Annotated in this window: 20 protein-coding genes and 1 tRNA gene; 9 read left to right on the top strand and 12 right to left on the bottom strand. The window is 70.8% G+C overall.

Translation table 11 applies throughout. The annotated features are described in order from the left end of the window. Positions 1-4: 4 nt before the first annotated feature. From BKA10_RS03130 to BKA10_RS03120, 3 genes are read right to left on the bottom strand one after another with little or no spacing between them, the layout of a single operon-like run. Positions 5-922, bottom strand: a complete 918-nt coding sequence (locus BKA10_RS03130; RefSeq protein WP_183498552.1) for a type II secretion system F family protein — start codon at positions 920-922, stop codon at positions 5-7. Continuing rightward, positions 919-1,788 (bottom strand): type II secretion system F family protein, encoded by an 870-nt coding sequence (locus BKA10_RS03125; protein WP_183498551.1) that lies wholly within the window; start codon positions 1,786-1,788, stop codon positions 919-921. The genes BKA10_RS03130 and BKA10_RS03125 overlap by 4 nt, the downstream gene beginning before the upstream one ends. Continuing rightward, on the bottom strand, positions 1,785-2,951 hold the full coding sequence (locus BKA10_RS03120; RefSeq protein ID WP_248199028.1) for a TadA family conjugal transfer-associated ATPase: 1,167 nt from the start codon (positions 2,949-2,951) through the stop codon (positions 1,785-1,787). The genes BKA10_RS03125 and BKA10_RS03120 overlap by 4 nt, the downstream gene beginning before the upstream one ends. A gap of 107 nt (positions 2,952-3,058) precedes the next feature. Between BKA10_RS03120 and BKA10_RS03115 the strand changes: the two genes are divergently transcribed. Beyond that, positions 3,059-3,140, top strand: a tRNA-Leu gene (locus BKA10_RS03115). Positions 3,141-3,203: 63 nt separating this feature from the next. Continuing rightward, the gene (locus tag BKA10_RS03110; RefSeq protein WP_183498550.1) at positions 3,204-3,974 is read left to right on the top strand and encodes a DedA family protein; all 771 of its coding nucleotides are present in this window, start codon (positions 3,204-3,206) and stop codon (positions 3,972-3,974) included. Between the two features lie 3 nt (positions 3,975-3,977). Here BKA10_RS03110 and ku read toward each other — a convergent pair whose 3' ends face one another. Next, positions 3,978-4,847 (bottom strand): non-homologous end joining protein Ku, encoded by an 870-nt coding sequence (gene ku, locus BKA10_RS03105; RefSeq protein WP_183498549.1) that lies wholly within the window; start codon positions 4,845-4,847, stop codon positions 3,978-3,980. A 69-nt stretch (positions 4,848-4,916) separates the two neighbouring features. Between ku and BKA10_RS03100 the strand changes: the two genes are divergently transcribed. Further along, a complete protein-coding gene (locus BKA10_RS03100; protein WP_183498548.1) occupies positions 4,917-7,319 on the top strand; it encodes an ATP-dependent DNA ligase in 2,403 nt (800 codons plus the stop codon). A gap of 19 nt (positions 7,320-7,338) precedes the next feature. Here BKA10_RS03100 and BKA10_RS03095 read toward each other — a convergent pair whose 3' ends face one another. The 4 genes from BKA10_RS03095 to murI all read right to left on the bottom strand — a co-directional run bounded on the left by BKA10_RS03095 (position 7,339) and on the right by murI (position 10,485). Beyond that, positions 7,339-8,250: a cation diffusion facilitator family transporter gene (locus BKA10_RS03095; protein WP_183498547.1), complete on the bottom strand. Its 912-nt coding sequence runs from the start codon at positions 8,248-8,250 to the stop codon at positions 7,339-7,341. Between the two features lie 68 nt (positions 8,251-8,318). Then, positions 8,319-8,918: an RdgB/HAM1 family non-canonical purine NTP pyrophosphatase gene (gene rdgB, locus BKA10_RS03090; RefSeq protein WP_183501039.1), complete on the bottom strand. Its 600-nt coding sequence runs from the start codon at positions 8,916-8,918 to the stop codon at positions 8,319-8,321. A gap of 5 nt (positions 8,919-8,923) precedes the next feature. Beyond that, entirely contained in the window at positions 8,924-9,658 is a 735-nt protein-coding gene (gene rph / locus BKA10_RS03085) for a ribonuclease PH (RefSeq protein WP_183498546.1), read from the bottom strand. Continuing rightward, a complete protein-coding gene (gene murI, locus BKA10_RS03080; RefSeq protein ID WP_183498545.1) occupies positions 9,655-10,485 on the bottom strand; it encodes a glutamate racemase in 831 nt (276 codons plus the stop codon). The genes rph and murI overlap by 4 nt, the downstream gene beginning before the upstream one ends. A gap of 49 nt (positions 10,486-10,534) precedes the next feature. Here murI and BKA10_RS03075 point away from each other — a divergent pair, with 49 nt between their 5' ends. Further along, positions 10,535-11,872: a nicotinate phosphoribosyltransferase gene (locus BKA10_RS03075; protein ID WP_183498544.1), complete on the top strand. Its 1,338-nt coding sequence runs from the start codon at positions 10,535-10,537 to the stop codon at positions 11,870-11,872. 7 nt (positions 11,873-11,879) lie between these two features. Here the strand turns inward: BKA10_RS03075 and BKA10_RS03070 are convergent, their stop codons facing one another. The 3 genes from BKA10_RS03070 to BKA10_RS03060 are packed head-to-tail and all read right to left on the bottom strand — an operon-like array spanning position 11,880 to position 15,208. After that, complete coding sequence (locus tag BKA10_RS03070; protein ID WP_183498543.1) at positions 11,880-12,146, bottom strand: DUF3039 domain-containing protein; 267 nt, start codon at positions 12,144-12,146, stop codon at positions 11,880-11,882. A 57-nt stretch (positions 12,147-12,203) separates the two neighbouring features. After that, complete coding sequence (locus tag BKA10_RS03065; RefSeq protein ID WP_183498542.1) at positions 12,204-13,763, bottom strand: hypothetical protein; 1,560 nt, start codon at positions 13,761-13,763, stop codon at positions 12,204-12,206. Next, entirely contained in the window at positions 13,739-15,208 is a 1,470-nt protein-coding gene (locus BKA10_RS03060) for an ABC transporter ATP-binding protein (RefSeq protein WP_248199032.1), read from the bottom strand. The genes BKA10_RS03065 and BKA10_RS03060 overlap by 25 nt, the downstream gene beginning before the upstream one ends. A 193-nt stretch (positions 15,209-15,401) precedes the next feature. On the opposite strand from BKA10_RS03060, the gene BKA10_RS03055 reads away from it, so the two are divergent. The 5 genes from BKA10_RS03055 to BKA10_RS03035 all read left to right on the top strand — a co-directional run bounded on the left by BKA10_RS03055 (position 15,402) and on the right by BKA10_RS03035 (position 19,031). Next, positions 15,402-16,094 (top strand): NTP transferase domain-containing protein, encoded by a 693-nt coding sequence (locus tag BKA10_RS03055; protein ID WP_183498541.1) that lies wholly within the window; start codon positions 15,402-15,404, stop codon positions 16,092-16,094. 35 nt (positions 16,095-16,129) lie between these two features. Next, on the top strand, positions 16,130-17,083 hold the full coding sequence (locus BKA10_RS03050) for a hypothetical protein (RefSeq protein WP_241740035.1): 954 nt from the start codon (positions 16,130-16,132) through the stop codon (positions 17,081-17,083). 102 nt (positions 17,084-17,185) lie between these two features. Next, positions 17,186-17,401, top strand: a complete 216-nt coding sequence (locus BKA10_RS03045; RefSeq protein WP_183498540.1) for a hypothetical protein — start codon at positions 17,186-17,188, stop codon at positions 17,399-17,401. A gap of 56 nt (positions 17,402-17,457) precedes the next feature. Next, positions 17,458-17,679: an SCO4848 family membrane protein gene (locus tag BKA10_RS03040; protein WP_183498539.1), complete on the top strand. Its 222-nt coding sequence runs from the start codon at positions 17,458-17,460 to the stop codon at positions 17,677-17,679. A gap of 53 nt (positions 17,680-17,732) precedes the next feature. Continuing rightward, positions 17,733-19,031, top strand: coding sequence for a maltokinase N-terminal cap-like domain-containing protein (locus tag BKA10_RS03035; RefSeq protein ID WP_183498538.1), 1,299 nt, complete (start codon positions 17,733-17,735; stop codon positions 19,029-19,031). 18 nt (positions 19,032-19,049) lie between these two features. Here the strand turns inward: BKA10_RS03035 and BKA10_RS03030 are convergent, their stop codons facing one another. Continuing rightward, complete coding sequence (locus BKA10_RS03030) at positions 19,050-20,324, bottom strand: CDP-glycerol glycerophosphotransferase family protein (protein WP_183498537.1); 1,275 nt, start codon at positions 20,322-20,324, stop codon at positions 19,050-19,052. Between the last annotated feature and the right edge of the window lie 22 nt (positions 20,325-20,346).

The raw sequence follows: 20,346 nt of genomic DNA, 5'->3' as shown, positions 1-20,346 counted from the left end.
TTGGTCATCCGATCCCCAGCCGCAGCATCACGACACCGGGGAATACCGCGAACAGCACCGACAGCGGGAGGATCAGGAAGACGAGCGGCAGCAGCATCGCCACTTCCTTCTTCCCGGCCTGCTCGATGAGCATGCGCTTGGCGTCTTCCCGCGCGTCCGCCGCCTGCGCCTGCAGCACTCCCGCCAGCGGAGCCCCGCGGTCGATCGCGGCGATCAGCTGGTCGATCGCCCGGGACAGCGCCGGCACGTCGAGCGAGCGCGACAGCTCCCCCAGCGCATCCGCGAGGCTCGATCCGGTGCCGGTCGCCAGCACCGCACGACGGATCTCACCGGTCAGCTCTCCCGCACCGACCTCGCCGACCCGGCGCAGCGCATCGCGCAGGCCCTCCCCGGCCGCCAGGCACAGCGCCAGGAACTCCAGCACGGTGGGAAGCTCTTCCTCCACCCGGGCCGCGCGCCGCCGCGCGGCCGCGGTGAGCCGCAGGTCGCACAATGCGGCGCCGGCCGCGGCCAGCAGCGGCGGCAGCAGCACGGCCACCGGGGTCATGCGATCCGTGAGAGTGAGCACAACCACCAGGACGGCTCCCACCAGCGCGCCGCCCAGCGCCCACCCCAGCTGTCCGGCGCGGAAGGCCACGGCATCCTGACTCCACCCTGCCTTGTGGAGTCTGCGGACCAGCGCGTCATTCGCTCCGAGGCCCGCCGCGAGGCGGTCACGCCGCGCCCGCCAGCCCACCCACGGCAAGGCCGGCGCGAGCGGCGTAAGGCCGAGCGGATCGGCGATGTCGCGCACGTATGGCGCGATCCGGCGGCTGAGTGTCGGGGCCGCCCAGCGAGGAACGCGGCGCGCGACGAGCAGCACCCCGGTCGCGAAGCTGCCGCCCAGCACCAGGGCGACCGCGACCGTCGTGGCGGTGCTCACCCGAACCACCGCCGTGGTTCGCTGAGCCGTCCGACGCGCAGCATGAGCCGGTATGCCACGATCGACACGGCCGCGCCGCCGAGGATCACCAGAACTCCCTGCGGACTCGTGTAGGCCGCGACTCCCTCGGGCCGGGTGGCCAGCAGGATGAGCACGACCCATGGGGCCACGACGCCGAGCACGGCAGCACCGCGGATCCACGACTGCCGCGACTCGACCTCCGCGCGCAGGTTCGTGTCGGCGCGGACCGACGCCGACAGTGCCCGCAGCACTGAGGTCAGCTCGGTGCCGCCGACCTGGCGTGCCATCCTGAGCGTCTCGACGATGCGGTCGGCGACGGGGTCACCGAGTTGTGCTTTCAGACGGAGCGCGCTCGCGTCGAAGTGCCCCGATGCGGCCATGTCTCCGGCGAACCCGACGAATGCCGGGCGCAGCGGCGCGGGTGCGGATGTCGCAAGGGTGCCGACGGCGTCGGGCAGCGACATGCCTGAGCGGACCGAGGCGATCAGCAGGTCGCACACGTCGGGCCAGAGGGCCCGCCGAGACTTCCGCAGCCGGCGCGCACGGGAACGCAGCCAGACAGTCGGTCCCGCGACTCCGACGGCGGCAGCGACGATCACGACGGCGGGAAGAGCCGTGATCAGCCATGCCAGCGCGGCGGCCAGCAGGCCGGCGCCGATCGAGACGACGATGACCCGCGCGGCGGGCGCGTGGGCGTACCCGGCACCCTGCAGGAGCCGGGCGATCGCGCCCTGGCTGCGGTCGGCGGCCGCCGTCTCGGGGCGCGATCTGCCCGCCGGCCACAGCCACGGCGACAGAACGAGGAGGATCCCCGCTGCCAGCGTGACGCCCCAGACCAGGGTCATGGCTCCCCCGCCCGCCAGATCGATCGCGTCTGGATCACACCGTTGACGACCCGCCCGGTCGGTGACACGATCTCGGCGACGTACCGGCGGCCGTCCGGCGTCCGCGCACAGTGCACGACGAGATCGACCGACGCGGCGATGGCCGGCTGGACGAACGCGGCGTCGATGTTGCGCCCCGCGAGCAGCGGTAGTGCAGCGAGCTTGGTGAGGGCCTCGTCCGCCGAATTCGCGTGCAGGGTGGCCGCGCCCGGCACCCCGGTGTTCAGCGCGAGGAGCAGGTCCAGAGCCTCGGCATCCCGGACCTCGCCGACGACGAGACGATCAGGCCGCATGCGCAGGGCCTCCTTCACCAGCCGGCGCAGGCTCACCTCGCCGGTGCCCTCGAGGCTCGGCTGCCGGCCCTGCAGTGCGACGATGTCGGGCGCCTGCACCGCCAGCTCGAACGTCTCCTCCACCGTGACGATGCGCTGCTCCGGCGGGCAGGCCGCGATCAGGGCGGCCAGCAGTGTCGTCTTGCCGACGTGGGTCGCACCCGACACCAGCAGGGTGCGCCCGCCCGCCAGCGCCTCGCGCAGAAGACCGGCTGCCTCGGGTGCGAGCGACCCGACCGCGATGAGGTCGTCGAGCGTGCGGTAGGCACGCAGGAACTTCCGGATGTTCACCGCCCAGTGAGCCCTCGTTATGTCGGGGATCACCACGTGGAGCCTGGACCCGTCGGGCAGCGACGCGTCGACGAACGGCTGGCTCAGGTCGACGCGGCGGCCGGTCGCGTGCAGCATGCGCTCGACGAGGTCGCGCACCGCGGCCTCGGTGAGGACGACCGGCGCGCGCTCACTGCGACCGTTCCTGGCGATGTACACCCGGTCCGGCGCGTTGATCCACAACTCTTCGACAGTGTGATCGTCCAGCAGTGCCTGCAGCGGGCCGTACCCGGCGACGGTCGCGAGCACCTCGCGCACACAGGACGCCTCGTCCTCGACGAGTTCGAGCCCGCGCGCGAGAGCGAAGTCGTTGTGCCGACGGACCTCGGCCCAGGCGATCTGCGTGGCGCGGTCGGGATCCCGCGCCGGGTCGGCCTGCTCCTCCCGCAGCCGGTCGCGCACCCGGGCAGCGACCGCGTGGGTCGCTGAATCTGCGGCGCGGGGAGCATAGGCGAGGCTCACCCCGGCATCCTGACAAAACCACACCGCCTCACGCGCGAGTTATCCACAGCCAACCGTAGGGCTGGCCCCCGGAGCGGGGTCGGCGGAGCCCATAGACTGAACCTCACGCGGGAGTGGTGGAATTGGCAGACACGCAGGATTTAGGTTCCTGTGCCTCCGGGCGTGTGGGTTCAAGTCCCACCTTCCGCACGGGCTGGGGCTCGACTTTCTGCCGTGCCCATCACCGAGCGAATCACGACGGACAGGATCTCTGTGCACTCCACCGCTCTCATCCCCTGGTTGGACCCCGAGGCGATCATCTCGGCGGCGGGGCCCTGGGCGCTGCTGGTCGTCTGCTTCATCGTGTTCGCCGAGACCGGGCTGCTCGTGGGCTTCCTGCTGCCGGGCGACACGCTCCTGGTCATCGCGGGTCTGCTGTCGCACGCCCAGCCCTATGCACCCGAGGGCGTGTTCGGGATCAGCGTCTGGTGGGTCGCCCTGCTGATCGGCCTCGCCGCGTTCCTGGGCGGTGAAGTCGGCTACCTCATCGGCCACAAGGGCGGGCCGGCGGTGTTCGAACGCAAGGAGTCGGGGCTGTTCAGCCGACGCAATGTGGACCGGACGAACGCGTTCTTCGAGCGGTACGGCGGGCTCACCATCATCGTCGCCCGCTTCGTCCCCATCGTGCGCACCTTCGCCCCGGTCGCCGCCGGCGTCGGCCACATGCACAAGGGCAAGTACACGCTCTACAACCTGATCGGCGCCGTGCTGTGGGGCTTCGGCCTCACGATGTTCGGATACCTGATCGGATTCATCCCGCCGGTCGCGAACTTCGTCCAGAACTACATCGACCTGATCCTGCTGGCGGCCGTGGGCGGCACTGCCGTGGTCACGCTGTGGCACTACCTGCGCGAGCGCGCCGGCGCCAGGAAGGCCGCGGCAGCCGGTGAAGACATCGTCACCGACGCCGAAGAGGCCCAGTCGCTCGTCCTCGACCCCGAGGTGTTCGAACGGGGCCCCGAGCAGGACGGCGACCGAGCCTGATCGTCAGGACGCCTTCTTCGACTTCTTCTTCGCCGGAGCCTTCTTCTTCGCCGGAGCGGCGTCACCGGCATCCTTCCCCTCACGGGCGGCCCGACTGCGCTCCACACTCGCGCGCAGCGCGGCCATCAGGTCGATGACCTCGCCGCCGGTGTCGGCCTCGGCCTGCTCGCCGAACGTCTCGGATGTGTCCAGCGCGTCGCCCTGTTCGAGCTTCGCGTCGATCAGGGTCCGCAGCTCGCGCTGGTACTCATCGACGAATTCGTCCGGGTCGAAGTCGCTCGAGAAGCTGTCGACCAGGGATGCCGAGAGCTCGAGCTCCTTGGCAGAGATCCGCACCGGCTCGTCCAGGGCGGGGAAGGCCGCCTCGCGGACCTCGTCGGCCCACAGCAGCGTCTGCAGCACCAGCACGTCGCCGCGGACGCGCAGGGCGGCCAGCCGGGTCTTCTGCCGCAGGGAGAACCGGACGACCGCGGTGCGGTCGGTCTGCTCGAGGGTGCGGCGCAGCAGCACGTAGGCCTTCGGCGAGCTCGAATCGGGCTCGAGGTAGTAGGCGCGGTCCAGCGTGAGCAGGTCGATCTGGTCGGTCGGCACGAACTCGACGACCTCGATCTCACGGCTGCGCTCGGAGGGCAGCGACGAGATGTCGTCCTTGGTGAGCACGACCGTGCGCTCGCCGTCGTCGTACGCCTTGTCGATGTCGGCGAACGGCACCACTTCGCCGTCGATCTCGCAGATCCGCTGGTAGCGGATGCGTCCCCCGTCGGCGGCATGCACCTGGTGCAGCGGCACGTCGTGGTCTTCGGTGGCCGAGTACACCTTCACCGGGACGTTGACCAGGCCGAAGGTCAGGGCGCCTTTCCAGATCGCTCTCATCACACCAGTACACACCTGTCACACCCGCGAAGGCCAGGGGGTGATTTTCGCACCGGCTAGCCTTTCGTCATGGCGGGTGACGCGCAGGTCGTGACGGTCGAGGGGCATCGGCTGCGCCTGACGAACCTCGACAAGGTCCTCTACCCGGCCACCGGCACCACCAAGGGCGAGGTGATCGACTACTTCACGCGCATCGCGCCGCTGCTGCTCCCGCACGTGGCGGGGCGGCCGGTGACCCGCCTGCGCTGGCCCGAGGGCGTCGGCCACGACCCGTTCTTCGCCAAGGATCTCGAACGTGGTGCGCCCGACTGGGTGCCGCGCCGGCCGATCGCGCACTCGACCGGATCGAAGGACTACCCGCTCGTGCACGACGTGGCCACCGTGGTCTATCTGGCTCAGGTGGCCAGCCTCGAGCTGCACGTGCCGCAGTGGCGGTTCGACGCCCACGGCGAGCGGGCGAACCCGGACCGGCTCGTGCTCGATCTCGATCCCGGACCGGGTGTGGGGCTCGCCGAGTGTGCCCAGGTCGCCCGGTGGGCGCGCGCGATCCTCACCGACCTCGGCATGGACCCGTTCCCCGTCACGAGCGGCAGCAAGGGCATCCACCTGTACACGCACCTGGACGGATCGCGCACGAGCGACGAGATCTCCGCGTTCGCGAAGGAGCTCGCCCGGCTGCTGGAGGCCGATCATCCCGACCTCGTGGTGAGCCAGATGTCCAAGAGCGCGCGGCCCGGCAAGGTGTTCCTGGACTGGAGCCAGAACAACGGCTCGAAGACCACGATCGCGCCGTACTCGCTGCGCGGCCGCGATCGCCCGCTGGTCGCGGCACCGCGCACGTGGGAGGAGCTCGATGACCCCGACTTGGCCCACATCTCCTTCGACGAGATGCTCGACCGGGCCGGCGACGCCGGCGATCTGCTGGCCCCACTTGCCCCGGGAGAGCCGGCAGCCGCTTCCCTGAGCACCTATCTGGCCAAGCGGACCACGGGCCGCACCCCCGAGCCGATGCCCGACGCGACCACCGTCACGCCCTCGGAGGACACCCGGTTCGTGATCCAGGAGCACCACGCTCGCCGCCTGCACTGGGATCTGCGCCTCGAGCGCGACGGCGTCCTGACCAGCTGGGCGGTGCCGCGCGGCATCCCCGAATCCCCCGACCGCAACCACCTGGCCGTCATGACCGAGCCGCACCCGCTCGAGTACCTCGAGTTCGCCGGCGAGATCCCGCACGGCGAGTACGGCGCCGGGGCGATGACGATCTGGGACACCGGCACCTACACCGCCGAGAAATGGCGCGACGACGAGGTGATCTTCACCCTGGCCGGACGCAGCGGCGGGCCGCTCGGAGAGGTCCGCCTCGCCCTGATCCGTACGTCGGGTGCGGGTGAGAAGTCGCAGTGGCTGCTGCATCGGATGAAGGATGCCGGTGCCGCGGCGCCCCGGGCGGGTGCTGCCACGTCTCCGGCGGCCCCGAGGTCGGGCGCGCCGCCCGCCGGCGCGCCCGCGGCGATGCTCGCCACCGTCGCCACGCCCGCCGAGGCCCATCGCGCCGCCGCCCGCTGGGGCGCCCGCCCGTGGGTCGAGTTCAAGTGGGACGGCGTCCGGGCGCTGGGCTCGTGGGACGGCGAAAGGCTCCGCCTGCGCGCCCGCAGCGGCACCGACATCACTGCGCGCTACCCGGAGCTCACGCGCGCCGACATCGGGCTCGGCACCGAGCCGGCGGTGATCGACGGCGAGATCGTCGCGCTCGATGCGCACGGCCGCCCGTCCTTCACACGGCTGCAGCGGCGCATGCACCTCACCAAGCCGCGCGAGATCGAGCGTGAGACGACGCGTGTCCCCGTCGCCTACTTCGTGTTCGATCTGCTGTCGGTGGGGGGTGTGGATGCCACCGCGCGGCCGCTCGCCGATCGCCGGGCCCGGCTCGAATCCCTGGCCGTCCACGCCGATCCCGTGCTGGTGGTGCCGCCGGTGACCGACGACATCGACGCCGCCCTGACCGCCGCGCGCGAGCTGCGGCTGGAGGGCGTGGTCGTCAAAGATCCCCGGTCGCGGTATCGGCCCGGCATCCGGAGCGAAGAATGGCTCAAGGTCAAGCTCACGCTGACCCAGGACGTCGTCATCGGCGCGATGCGGCCCGGCAAGGGCGGGCGGACGGGGTCGATCGGGTCGCTGCTGCTGGGCATTCCGGGCCCAGACGGTCTGCAGTACGTCGGGCGGGTCGGCTCGGGCTTCACCGAGGCGACACTCGCGCGGCTGGATGCCGTGCTGCAGCCGCTGCGCACCGATGCGAACCCGTTCGTCGGCGTGCCGGCCGCCGATGCCTCCGACGCACTGTGGGTGCGGCCGGAGCTGGTCGGCGAAGTCGAGTTCGCCGAGTTCACGCCCGGCGGCACGCTCCGTCACGCCCGGTGGCGGGGCCTCCGCTCGGACGTCTCCCCCGCCGAGGTCCGCCGCGCGCCCGGCTGACCGCCGGGACGAAGACGTGTCAGGTGTGGGTCTCGTGGTCGCTGTGGCCGGCGGGCTCGAGCTGGAAGGTCGAATGCTCGACGTCGAAGTGGGCGGCCAGGCATCCCTGCAGCGCGCCGAGCACATCGGCGACACGTCCCTCCGCGAACGCCGCGGGATCGAGGACGACATGCGCGGTGAACACCGGCGCGCCGCGCGTGAGCTGCCAGACGTGGACGTCGTGGACCGCCACGACACCGGGCGTGGCGAGGATGTGCTCGCGGATCTCGCCGACATCCGTCCCCCGCGGCGCGCGCTCCGACAGCACCGAGAGCACTTCGCGCAGCAGTGACACGGCCCGCGGGACGATCATGGCGGCGATCACGAGTGAGGCGAGTGCGTCCACCGGCATCCACCCGGTCACCCAGATCACGATCGCCGCGACGATGACGACCGCCGAGCCGATGAGGTCTCCCAGCACCTCGAGGTAGGCGCCGCGCACGTTGATGCTCGTGCGCTGTGCCGCACTGAGCAGATACAGCGACACGGCGTTGGCGATCATGCCGATCACCGCGACGGTCAGCATGAGCGGGCCGGCGACCTCGACATCCGAGGGATCGAGCAGCCGGGCGATGCCCTCCACGACGATCCACGTGCACAGCACGATGAGGATGATGGCGTTGATCAGCGCTCCGAACACCTCGGCGCGCTGGTAGCCGTAGGTGTTGCGGGCGTCGGCGGGCCGGGCGGCGACGGCGCTGGCCACGAGCGCGATCACCAGCGCGGAGCTGTCGGTGAACATGTGCGCCGCGTCGGCGAGCAGCGCGAGCGACCCGCTGAGGACAGCACCGACGATCTGCACGATCATGACCGTCGCCGTCAGCGTGAGCGAGATCGCCAGCAGCCGGCGATTGCTCGCCGAGCGGATGCCGGTGGGCGCATGATCGTGCATGCTTCGAGGCTAAGCGGGCGGAGGCGCTGTCGAGTGCTTTCCGGGCCAGTCGGGAATGAGTGTGGTTATCAGTCCAACTCGGCCAGCAGCGGGGCGAGTGCGGTGAAGGCGCGGGCGCGGTGGGATGCCGCGTTCTTCTCCGCCGAGGACAGTTGCGCCGACGTGCGCTCGACGCCATCCTGACCGTCGGGGATGAACACGGGGTCGTAGCCGAAGCCGTTGTCACCGGCGGGCGCCGTGGCCAGCCGCCCGGGCCAGACACCCTCGACCGTGTGCTCGGCCCCACCGGGCACGACCAGGGCGATCGTCGAGACGAACTGCGCGCCGCGGAGCGGATCGGCGATGTCGCTGAGCTGATCGAGGAGCAGGTCGAGGTTTGCACGGTCGTCCTTGCGGTGGCCGGCCCAGTACGCCGAAAACACCCCCGGCGCACCGCCGAGCACGTCCACCCGGATCCCCGAGTCATCCGCCAGCGCCGCAAGCCCGGTGTGGGCGGCCGCGGTGCGCGCCTTGATCAGCGCGTTCTGTGCAAAGGTCACGCCGTCCTCGACCGGCTCGGGTCCGTCGTAGCCGACGACCTCGAGGTCGGGGCGGGTCGCGGCGACGATCGCGGCGAACTCCTCGACCTTGTGCGCGTTGTGCGTCGCCAGGACGACCCGGCCGCCCATCGACGTCACGCCCCGAGCGCGGCGGTCTGAAGGTCGCGCAGGCTGGCGCACCCGCCGAGCCCCAGCTCGAGCAGCGCGTCGAGTTCGCGCTTGTCGAAGGGCGCGCCCTCGGCGGTGCCCTGCACCTCGACGAACAGTCCGCGGCCGGTGACGACGAGGTTCATGTCGGTCTCGGCTCGCACGTCCTCGACGTACGCGAGGTCGAGCAGCGGGGTCTGGTCGACGATGCCCACCGACACGGCCGAGACCGAGTCGATGAGGACCTGGGAGTTCTTGCCGATGTGACCGCGCCCGCGGCCCCACTCGATCGCGTCGGCCAGCGCCACATAGGCGCCGGTGATCGCGGCGGTGCGGGTGCCGCCGTCGGCCTGGAGCACGTCGCAGTCGATGACGATCGTGTTCTCGCCCAGCGCCTTGGTGTCCACGACGGCGCGCAGCGCGCGACCGATCAGGCGCGAGATCTCGTGCGTGCGACCGCCGACACGGCCCTTGATCGACTCGCGGTCGTTGCGCGTGTTGGTCGCCCGCGGCAGCATGGCGTACTCGGCGGTCACCCACCCCTTGCCCTTGCCCGTGAGCCAGCGCGGCACCCCTCCGGTGAACGACGCCGTGCAGAGCACCTTGGTCCCGCCGAAGGAGATCAGCGCCGAGCCCTCCGCCTGCGCGCTCCAGCCGCGTTCGATCGTGACGGGGCGCAGATCGTCGACGGCGCGGCCGTCGGCGCGGGTGAGATCGGTCATGGAGTGATTCCCTTCGGTAGGTCGATGGCGCCGGTCTGCACCAGCCGCACGGAGTCGACCCCGCGGCCGATGAGCCGGTCTGCGAGATCGAGGAAGTCGTCGGCGGAGTCGCCGGTCGCCTCGTAGACGTGGGTCGCCCTGGCATCGACTCCGGCGAGCAGATCACGCGAGACGAGCTGCCGGTAGACGTCCTTGGCCGTCTCGGTGTCGCTGGCGACCAGTGAGACGTCGGGGCCCATCACGTAGCTGATCGCCCCTTCGAGGAAGGGATAGTGCGTGCAGCCGAGCACGAGCGTGTCCACGCCGGCATGCCGCAGCGGTGCGAGGTACTCCTCGGCGACGGCGAGCACCTCGGGCGATCCGGTCACGCCGGCCTCGACGAACTCCACGAACCTCGGGCAGGCCTGTGCGAACACGGTCAGGTTCTCGTTGACGCCGAGCATGTCCTGGTAGACGCCCGAACCGATGGTCCCGGCCGTCCCGATCACGCCGATGCGGCCGTTGCGGGTCGTCGACATCGCGGTGCGCGCGGCGGGACCGATCACCTCGAGGACGGGCACGGAGTAGCGCTCACGGGCATCGCGCAGCATGGCGGCTGATGCCGTGTTGCACGCGATCACCAGCATCTTCACGCCCTGGTCCACGAGCGTGTCGAGAACCTCGAGCGAGTACCGCCGGACGTCGGCGATGGGTTTGGGCCCGTACGGCGAGCGGGCCGTGTCGCCGATGTAGGTGATCGACTCGCGCGGCAGAAGCTGTGAAACCGCTCGCGCCACGGTGAGCCCGCCGACCCCGGAGTCGAAGATCCCGATCGGCGCGTCATCCACGGTCCCCCAGCCTACCCTCGGTCGATACGCGGATCAGTACGCTGATCGCATGACTGCTGCCGCCAGCACCGGACTGCTCACCGACCGCTACGAGTTGACGATGATCGACGCCGCCTTGCGCGACGGCACCGCCGACCGCCGCTGCGTGTTCGAACTGTTCGCACGGAGACTGCCCGGTGCCCGCCGTTTCGGCGTCGTCGCCGGCACCGGCCGGCTGCTCGAGCAGCTGCAGCGCTTCCGGTTCGGCGACGACGAGTTGCGCTTCCTGCGCGACAACCGGGTCGTGGATGCGGCGACGATCGCGTTCCTTCAGGGGTATCGGTTCTCGGGGTCGATCACCGCCTACCGCGAGGGCGAGCTGTACTTCCCCGGGTCGCCGATCGTGATCGTCGAAGGCACCTTCGCCGAGGCCGTGATCCTGGAGACCCTCGCACTGAGCATCCTGAACTTCGACTCCGCCGTCGCGAACGCCGCCACCCGCATGAGCATCGCCGCCGGAGACCGCCCGCTCGCGGAGATGGGGTCGCGCCGCGCGGCCGAGCACTCCGCCGTCGCCGCGGCCCGCGCCGCGTACATCGCCGGCTTCGGCGCCACGAGCAACCTCGAGGCAGGACGCACGTGGGGCATCCCGACGATGGGCACCGCCGCTCACTCCTGGACGCTGCTGCACGACACCGAGGAGGACGCGTTCCGCAGCCAGATCGATGCGCTCGGGATCGACACGACGCTGCTGGTCGACACGTACGGCATCGAAGACGGTGTCGCGACCGCCATCCGCGTCGCCGGCACCCAGCTCGGCGGGGTCCGGATCGACTCCGGCGACCTGCCCACCGTCGCCGCGCAGGTGCGCGACCAGCTGGATGCCCTCGGCGCGACGGGCACAAAGATCACCGTGACCAGCGACCTCGACGAGTTCTCGATCGCCGCACTGGCCGCCTCCCCCGTCGACGCGTACGGCGTGGGGACCTCGGTCGTGACCGGTTCGGGTGCGCCCACCGCGGGCATGGTCTACAAGCTCGTCGCCCGGCAGGCCGCGGACGGGTCGTGGGTCCCGGTGGCGAAGAGTTCGACCGGCAAGGCGAGCATGGGCGGCCGCAAGGCGGCGTTCCGGACGCGCGAGCACGGCACCGCGACGAGCGAGCTCATCGTCGTGGCCGACGGATTCGAGACCCTCCCCGACACGCCAGGCCATCCGGACGCCCGCTCGCTGCAGGTGACGATCGTCGACGGCGGTGAAGTGGATGCCGGTGCCGTGGGCGCCGCGGGCGTCGCGGCGGCCCGCGATCATCACCTGCGCGTGCGCGAAGAGCTGCCCGTGCGCGCACTGGCGCTCAGTCGCTCCGACCCGGCTCTGCCGACCGTGTTCGTGGATGCCGCGGCATCCTGAAGCCGGATCAGCCCATCATCGAGTCGTAGATCTCCTTGCAGGTGGGGCACACCGGGAACTTCTCGGGGTCGCGGCCGGGCGTCCACTTCTTGCCGCACAGCGCGCGCACCGGCCTGCCGGTGATCGCCGACTCGAGGATCTTGTCCTTCTTGACGTAGTGCGAGAACCGCTCGTGGTCACCGGGCTCGATGTTCTCTTCGTTGAGGAGCTCTTCGAGCTCTCGGTCGAGGGTCGTGGTGCCGCCCTGATCGGGGCTGTCCAGTGGCGTGCTCATGCCAGCGATTGTAGTCGCGCACATCCGGCACCGGGGCGTCCGGGTGAGCCCGCGCGGTCAGCTCGACTCGGCGAACTCCATGAGCCTGCTGCCCCGGCGGCGGAAGACCGCACCACCGATGAAGATGCCGACGATGAGCACACCCATCCCGATGGAGAACCCGCCCCACAGGGCCGTCCACGCCCAGGAGGTGCTGTGCGAGAGGCTGAGCCAGGCCCACCACAGCACGGGAGCGCTCAGCGCGACGGCGCCGACCAGCACGACGCCCTGCGCGAGTCCCCCTCCGGTGCGCTGCGGCTGCTGGAACGGGCCGTCGCCGGGACGGGATGCCGGGTACGGCGCGGCGGCCGATGAGATCGACGAGAGTCCGAGGCCGCACAGGAACAGGCTGGCGCACACCCCCGCCATGGCCGGCAGCAGCGCCCAGCGCCCGTGCAGCCAGATCGCGACCGGCACGGACACCGCCAGGATCGGCACGGCCACCAGCAGCACCGGCGCGAGCCGCCCGAGCCTGTCGGCGGTTCCGCGCACGGCGCTGGCCAGGTGCATCCACAGCGCAGTGGAGTCGTACGCCAGGTCGTTGTGGGCGATCCAGCCGAAGAACAGCGCCATGATCGGCACCGGCACGAGTGCGACGATCGGCACCGGCACCCCGACCACCAGCAGCGGGACAGCCGCGAGCAGTCCCGCGACCGGCACGATGATCACGTTGGCGAGATACCGCGAGTCCTGCAGCCAGTAGGTGAGGCTGCGGGCGGCGATCGCACCGGTGGCCGTCGCCGGGGTGACGTTGAACCAGCCCAGGCCCCGGCGCGCGCGCCCCGAGGCGGGCCGGTCGGTCGTGCTCACGAGCTGTCGCGTCAGCCATGCCCACAGCACGGCCAACCCGATGACCGTCGCCAGGGCGATCGCGATGTGCGCTGCCGGGGATGCGCCGGCAGCGACGCGTGCCGGGATGGCCAGGGACGCCCCGAGCGGAGTCGACGACAGAACGCCGGCGGCCTCGACCAGCTGTGAGGGAATCGACCCCTCCCACTGCAGCGCGGCCAGGAAGACGCCTGCGGGGACGACCACGATCAGGATCGCGATGACGAACAGTCCCGTCAGCTCACGCGACTGCCGGGGGCGCAGCGCGAGTGCGGCCAGCGCCATCGCCGCCTTCGACAGCAGCAGGCAGGTGAGGGCGAACAGCGCGCCGCCGAGTGCCCCGAGCGCCGGCGGCACGGAGTGCTCTGCCCACATGATGGCCACGCATGCGGAGACCGCGATGAGGGAGAACGCCGACACGCTGATCAGGCTGGCGGGCAGCAGCGACGCGATCAGGCGGGGCGTCTCGGCGCCGAAGACGATGAACCGCCGGGGGTCCAGCGGATCGTCCCACCCGGCGACGAGCGGGGCGAGGAGGAAGCCGAGGGCGATCCCGGCACCGGCGAGGATCGTCACGACGGCGGCGACATCGGTCCCCGCAGCCGACAGCCGCACGGTGCCGGTGCAGATCGCGACGACCAGCAGCGTCAGCGCGGCCAGGCCCGCGACGTTGCGGGCGACATCGCGCGGGCGGCCGCGCAGCGCGCCGATGAGCAGATCGAATCTCAGTCGGAGAACGTGTGCAGCCATTCGAGGCCCTCCACGTCGCTGAGCCCTCCGGCCAGTTCGATGAATCGCTGCTCGAGGGTCAGCTCGCCCCGCACCTGCTCGACCGTGCCCTCGGCCAGGACCTGCCCGGCCACGATGACCGCCACGCCCGAACACACCCGCTCCACCAGATCCATGCCGTGGCTGGAGAGCACGACCGTCCCGCCGCGCGCCACGTAGGCCGAGAGGATCTCCACGATCACCGCGCTCGAGACCGGGTCGACCGACTCGAACGGCTCGTCGAGCACGAGCACGCGCGGCGAGTGGATCATGGAGCCTGCGAGCATGACCTTCTTGGTCATGCCGGCCGAGTAATCCGAGACGGGACGGCCGAGCGCCTCGGTGAGATCGAATGCGCGGGCCAGGTCGGCGGTCCTGCTCTCGACGACGGCACCGCGCAGACCCCGGAGCGCTCCGTAGTAGTACAGCAGCTGACGCCCGGTCAGCCGGTCGAAGGTCCGCAGCCGGTCGGGCAGGATCCCCATCATCCGCTTCGCCCGCGAGGGGTCGCGGCGCAGGTTCACGCCGTTTACCTCGATCGTGCCGTGATCGGGCCGCAGGAGTCCCGCCACCATCGACAGCGTCGTGGTCTTTCCGGCGCCGTTGGGACCGACGATGCCGTAGAAGGTGCCCGCCGGGATGTCGAGGTCGATCGCATCCACCGCCCGCGTCTGACCGAACGACTTCGTCACGCCACTCAAACGCAACGCGGGAACCCCTGTCGCATGCTCGATGACCGGCAGTTCGCCGACCGCGAGCGGCTCGGGCTCGATGACGACAGCCTGCGGTTCGGGCGCCTCGACCGTCGGTGCCGGTTCGGGCGTCAGCACAGGGGCCGCCGGCACGTGCTCACGAAGAGCTGCGAGAGCGGGTTCGGGACTCGGCTCACGGTCCGCCTCCGGCGCGGCTGCGGGCCCAGGATCCGAGTCGGGCGCGATCGCGACCTCGGCGGCCGGCTCGGGCACGGGTTCCGGTGCGGGCTCCGGCATCACCTCGTGCGGGGGCACCTCGCGTACGCTGCCGGGCGTCGGCGTGCGGATCGGCTCGGGCGCGAACGGCGAGACCTCAGGCGGGGGCAGCGGCGGCAGCGGCGGGACGACGAACACGGACGTGTGCGGGGGGCGGGTCTGCTCGTCGAGCTCGGAGTCCGGCTCGTCGGCTTCAGCGTCCGTGAAGCGCGCCGCAGCCTCGGCGGCCGGTGTCTGCGGAAGCGGTGGAGGTGTGACCGAAGCCTTCTGGCCGCGCGACTTCGGCGGCCGTTTCGCGGCCTGCTTCCTGGCCTTGGGCGCGGGCGTGCCGGCATCCACTTCGTCGTCCCCGGCCGCGGCTTCCGCCGCCGGGATCGACGGCAGCGGAGGAGGCGCCACTCCGTGCAGAGCCGGAGGGAATTCCGGCTCGTCATGGGGCAGCGGCAGCGACGGGGTCACGGCATCCAACCTAGCAAGCCGGCCCTGAACACCCGCCGTGCGATGACAAGTCCCGACACACGGCAATTGTCACGAATCGACAACGGGACCGGCCCTTTCTGCGCCCTTCCAGGTGGCTTCGCTACGATTGGGGAGGCACGAAGGAGTGTCTTCCCGTCGAACAGACGGTGAACACCTTCCTCCAGGAGCACCTGTGACTCTTCACACCGTTATTCTCGCCGCCGGCATGGGCTCGCGGCTCGGCCGCAGCCTGCCCAAGCCGCTGACCGAACTCGGCGACGGCCGATCGATCATGCAGCAGCAGCACGACAACATCCGCGCGGCCTTCGGGCGCGAGGCGCGGATCACGGCTGTCGTCGGCTACCGCGCCGAGACGATCGTCGAGGCGTTCCCCGACGCGCACTACGTCTACAACGACCGTTACGACCAGACCAACACGTCCAAGAGCCTGCTGCGCGCCCTCAAGGCGACCGGCAAGGGCGGCGTGCTGTGGATGAACGGCGACGTCGTCTTCGATCCGCGGGTGCTGGGACGCGCGATCGAGCTCATCGAGCGCGACCAGTCTTTCGTCACGGTCAACACCGCCAAGGTCAGCGACGAAGAGGTCAAGTACACCGTCGATGCCGAGGGCTTCATCAAGGAGCTGTCCAAGACGGTCAAGAGCGGCATCGGCGAGGCCGTGGGCATCAACTACATCTCGCGCACCGACAAGCAGGCCTTCATCGCGCACCTCTCGCGCGTCGACGATCAGGACTACTTCGAGCGCGGGCTCGAGCTGGCGATCATCGAGAACGGCGTCCGGCTGGAGCCGATGGACATCTCGGACCTGTACGCCGTCGAGGTCGATTTCGCCGAAGACCTCGAGCGCGCCAACCTGTTCGTCTGACGTCATCCTCAGCGTCGCCGACTATCGTCGCTGACATGGCCGAGGTGCACCGCATCCACTCGATGCCCGACGACGCCCCGTGGTCGGGCGGTCTTCCGCCCGAGGGTTCGCCGGAGCACCCGCGCGTCATCCGCGCGCTCGACCGGGTACTCGCGATCCAGCGCCCGGCGGTCGTCGCCCACCTGCGCAGCATCCGGCTGCGCCACCCCGAGTCGACGAATGCGCAGATCGTGCGGATGCTGGAGCGCCGCTATCTGTCCGCGGTGACCACCGGCGGCGCCGCCGTCGGCGCGACCGCCGTCGTGCCGGGCATCGGCACGGGGGTGACACTCGCACTGAGCGGCGTCGAGACGGTCGGGTTCCTCGAGGCGACGACGCTGTTCGCGCAATCGCTCGCCGAGCTCCACGGCATCCGTGTCGAAGACCCCGACCGGGCGCGTGCACTCGTGCTCACCCTCATGCTGGGCAAGGAAGGCGTGGACCTCCTCGGTCAGTTGGCGGGGCAGGCCGCAGGCAAGGGTGTCGCCCGCGACAGATACTGGGGCGAGCTGGTGACCCAATCACTCCCCCGTGCCGCGGTGGGTCCGCTGGTCGACCGGCTGAAGTCGATGTTCGTGAAGCAGTTCGCTGCGAAGGGCGGGGCGTCGATCGTCGGCAAGGCGCTGCCGTTCGGCATCGGCGCGGCTGTGGGCGGCGCCGGCAACAACATCCTGGGCCGGCGCGTGCTCGTCGGCTCCCGACGGGCATTCGGGGTGCCGCCCGAGACGTATCCGGCCGAACTCGAGCCGCGGCCGGGCAGCACGCGTCTCGAGCACTCCACACTCCGGGTCGTGCGCCGCACGGGCGGCGCGATCGCCGGAGCAGGGCGCAGCGTGCTCGGTGCCGGCAAGAATGTGACGGATGCCGTCGGCAAGGTCACCGTCAGGCGACGCGCCGTGGCGGGACCTGCCCACACCATCGCCGATCCGGACGACCTCGGCGACGATTGACACGAGCCCGCTGCGGCCCCTCTGGCGGGTCGTCCGGATGTGACGCACGCGTGGCGATTCGCCACACATGACATTCCGCCCGTGCGGGGCGACAATGGATGGATGGGAATCTTCCAGCAGCGCCCCGAAGAGCCGACGGAGTGGGCGGGCTTGCCGTCGGAGCCGTGGGAGCCGGTCTTCCGGGTCGAACAGCTCGCCGGAGCGCCGGACGCCGCGAGTGCGCTGATCGGCGAGGATCCGCATCTCGAGACGATCGCCATCACGCTCGTACCCGCCACTGGCTCAGAGGTCGACTCCGCGGGAGCAGACGGAGAGTAGGCGCACCGGCTGCGTCACGGTCCGATCGACTGCACGCACCCGGATAGGCTCGGGGAGTGACCGGCCTGCTCATCGCGCTCCTTTTCATCAACGCCGCATTCAACGTCATCGTGTGGCCGCGCTTCTACGGGCGCGTCGCGAAGGACCCGCGAGCGCGGGACGAGCACGGCAAGCCGACGCGCTTCCTGATCGTCCACGCGGTGCTCATCGGCCTCGCGCTGCTTCTGGCCGTCGTGTCCGCAGTCGTCGCGATCATCGCGATGACCTCGGGCGTCTGAGCGGCCCTCCCCGCTCCTCGACACCAGCACCCCGGCCGCAATAGCGTCGACCCATGGACAGCGTGCTGGCATGCGTCGCCGAATGGATTCCGCGGCAGCGCTGGTACACCGCAAAGGCCTCCGCTCCTCAGCTGCGGGTGCTCACCGGATGGGATCTGCCGTCGGAAGACCCCACCGCACGGGTGCGCACGATGCTCGTCACCGACGACAGCAGTCACCCGGCCGTGAGCTACCAGCTGCCCATCGTGCTGCGCACAGCGCCGCCCGTCGATCTCAGCCACATCATCGGCACCACGGGCGACGGCCTCACCCTGGTCGACGGGCCGCACGATCCCGAGTACGCGGCCGCACTGCTCCGGCGCGTCGCCCCGGGCATCACGTCGGCGCGGGCAGAGGTCCTCACCGGCGAGCAGTCGAACACGTCGATCATCTACACCGCGGCATCCGGGCCGCCGATCATCTGCAAGGTGTTCCGCCAGATCCACCCCGGCATGAACCCCGACATCGAGTTGCAGTCCGTGCTGGCGGCATCCGGATCGCGACACGTGCCCGGCACGGTCGGCCACCTCGGTGCGCAGTGGCCCGATCCCGCCGAGCCGACGCGCGCCGTGACCGGATCGCTCGCGTTCGCGCAGGAATTCCTCCCCGGCACCGAAGACGCCTGGCGCGGCGCCGTGCGGGCGGCCGCCCGCGGAGAGAGCTTCACCGCACCGGCGCACGCGCTCGGCGTGACGACCGCCGAGGTGCATGTCGCCCTCGCGCAGCTCCTGCCCACCGTGCCGGCCGATGACGCCGCGCGCGAGGCGATCGCCGCCGCGTGGCAGCGACGCCTGTCGATCGCCCTGGCCGAGGTGCCGGGTCTCGCGCCTCACAGGGACGCCGTCGAAGCGGTGTATCGCCGCGCCCACGGTGCCCCGTGGCCGGCACTGCAGCGGATCCACGGCGACTATCACCTCGGGCAGGTGCTGCAGGTCCCCGGCCGCGGCTGGGTGCTCCTCGACTTCGAGGGCGAACCGCTGCGTCCCATCGCCGAACGCCGTCTGCCCGACCTCGCGCAGCGGGATGTCGCAGGAATGCTCCGCTCCTTCGACTACGTGGCGGCGACGCTGCGCCGTGCGCCCGAAGGCGCGCCGGCCTCGGCTCCGAGATGGGCGGATGAGACCCGCGGCGCGTTTCTGGACGGATATGAGCACGCCATCGGCCGCACCGTCACCGGTGGCCTGCTCGACGCCCTCGAACTGGACAAGGCCGTCTACGAGACGATCTACGAGACGCGCAACCGGCCGTCCTGGCTGGGCATCCCCCTCGGCGCCGTCGAGCGCCTCACCGCGCACGTCGGCCTCGGTCGCTGACACCCGGGCACATGCGACTCACTCGTCGTCGAGTTCGGCCTCGTCGGGTTCCTCGGCGTCGTCGTCACCGGCCGCCGCGGTGTGCCACCGGTCCCATCGCGCCATGAGCACGCCGATCGCGTCGTGGAAGCGGCGCGTGGCCGCACCGGGAGCGGTGTCGCCGAAGTAGTGCTCCACCCACTCCTCCAGGCGCGACACGGCATCAGGATCCGACAGGACGCGACCGGTCTCCGCGACGATGCCGGGGGCATCGGCGGCATCCAGCCACTCGGCATCGGAGAGGTATCCGTGCGTGTCGACCAGCGCCGCCGGATCGGTCGGCCGGGTGACCATGAGCGGCTTGTCCGCCGCCAGCCGGTCGTAGACCATCGCCGAGATGTCGACGATGGCGACATCGGCCGCCGCGAGCTGCCAGCCCAGGTCAGGCTTGTCGTCGTACACGTGCTGCGCACGCGGGTCGGCCGAATTGGCGGCGGCGATCGCGTCGACGATACGACGGTGCGCGGCGCCGTACTCGGCATCCACCACCCCCGAACGCGGATGCGGCCGGTAGACGAGCCGGTGCGTCGGCGACGCGAGCAGCGCGGACGCCAGTGCCTCGCCGTGCGTGCGGATCGACCCGTAGTGGGCCGACGGCCGATCGCCTTCCCACGTCGGGGCATACAGGACGACGGTGCGGTCGTCGGGCACGTAGGGCAACTCACCCGAATAGTGGTCGGCCTGGGGTCGCCCGATCGGGATCGTGCGCGCGTCGAGATCGTAGTCCCACAGCACCCGGCCGAGCCGGGCACGGGCCGCATCACCGGCGATCAGGGCGTAGTCGTACGCCTTGAACTGGTTGGTGGTCATGTACATCTTGTCGGACTCACCGTGGTTGATGAACGCGTGCCAGCGGCGACCGTAGCGGAACATCTGGAAGTTGCGGGTGTTCTGGTTGACGTACAGCACGACCCGGATGTCCTGCGTCGGCAGGTAGCTCTCCAGGTCGCGCACGGTCGGGACGAACGCGACCGGCAGCGAGCCGTCGTCGAAGATCGCGCGGGCGCCGTTCGGGTTGCGCGCGAGGACGACCACCGGCCAGGTCCGTGCGAGTTCGGCCAGCGGCTTGTACCACTGCCGGATCTGGTACATGTTCACGGCACTGTCGGCGAAGTACACCGCGACCCGGAAGTGGTGCGAGGGATGCGGAGGCTGCGCGGCGAGCCTGCGGCGCACATCGCCCACGGCGAGACGGTTGGCGACGGCCTTGCGGACCAGCCCGAAGGCCTTCCTGCCGTCTGCCATCACACCCATCGCTCCAGCCTACCGAGCCCGC

Source organism: Microbacterium invictum (assembly GCF_014197265.1).
Classification (GTDB): Bacteria; Actinomycetota; Actinomycetes; order Actinomycetales; family Microbacteriaceae; genus Microbacterium; species Microbacterium invictum.
This window is presented reverse-complemented; position numbering and strand designations above follow the sequence as displayed.

Coding starts and splice junctions, on each gene's coding strand:
- BKA10_RS03125 (WP_183498551.1), bottom strand. CDS start 1,788: ATGACCCTGGTCTGGGGCGTCACGCTGGCAGCGGGGATCCTCCTCGTT.
- ku (WP_183498549.1), bottom strand. CDS start 4,847: ATGAGAGCGATCTGGAAAGGCGCCCTGACCTTCGGCCTGGTCAACGTC.
- BKA10_RS03100 (WP_183498548.1), top strand. CDS start 4,917: ATGGCGGGTGACGCGCAGGTCGTGACGGTCGAGGGGCATCGGCTGCGC.
- BKA10_RS03095 (WP_183498547.1), bottom strand. CDS start 8,250: ATGCACGATCATGCGCCCACCGGCATCCGCTCGGCGAGCAATCGCCGG.
- rdgB (WP_183501039.1), bottom strand. CDS start 8,918: ATGGGCGGCCGGGTCGTCCTGGCGACGCACAACGCGCACAAGGTCGAG.
- rph (WP_183498546.1), bottom strand. CDS start 9,658: ATGACCGATCTCACCCGCGCCGACGGCCGCGCCGTCGACGATCTGCGC.
- BKA10_RS03075 (WP_183498544.1), top strand. CDS start 10,535: ATGACTGCTGCCGCCAGCACCGGACTGCTCACCGACCGCTACGAGTTG.
- BKA10_RS03070 (WP_183498543.1), bottom strand. CDS start 12,146: ATGAGCACGCCACTGGACAGCCCCGATCAGGGCGGCACCACGACCCTC.
- BKA10_RS03065 (WP_183498542.1), bottom strand. CDS start 13,763: ATGGCTGCACACGTTCTCCGACTGAGATTCGATCTGCTCATCGGCGCG.
- BKA10_RS03050 (WP_241740035.1), top strand. CDS start 16,130: ATGGCCGAGGTGCACCGCATCCACTCGATGCCCGACGACGCCCCGTGG.
- BKA10_RS03045 (WP_183498540.1), top strand. CDS start 17,186: ATGGGAATCTTCCAGCAGCGCCCCGAAGAGCCGACGGAGTGGGCGGGC.
- BKA10_RS03035 (WP_183498538.1), top strand. CDS start 17,733: ATGGACAGCGTGCTGGCATGCGTCGCCGAATGGATTCCGCGGCAGCGC.
- BKA10_RS03030 (WP_183498537.1), bottom strand. CDS start 20,324: ATGGGTGTGATGGCAGACGGCAGGAAGGCCTTCGGGCTGGTCCGCAAG.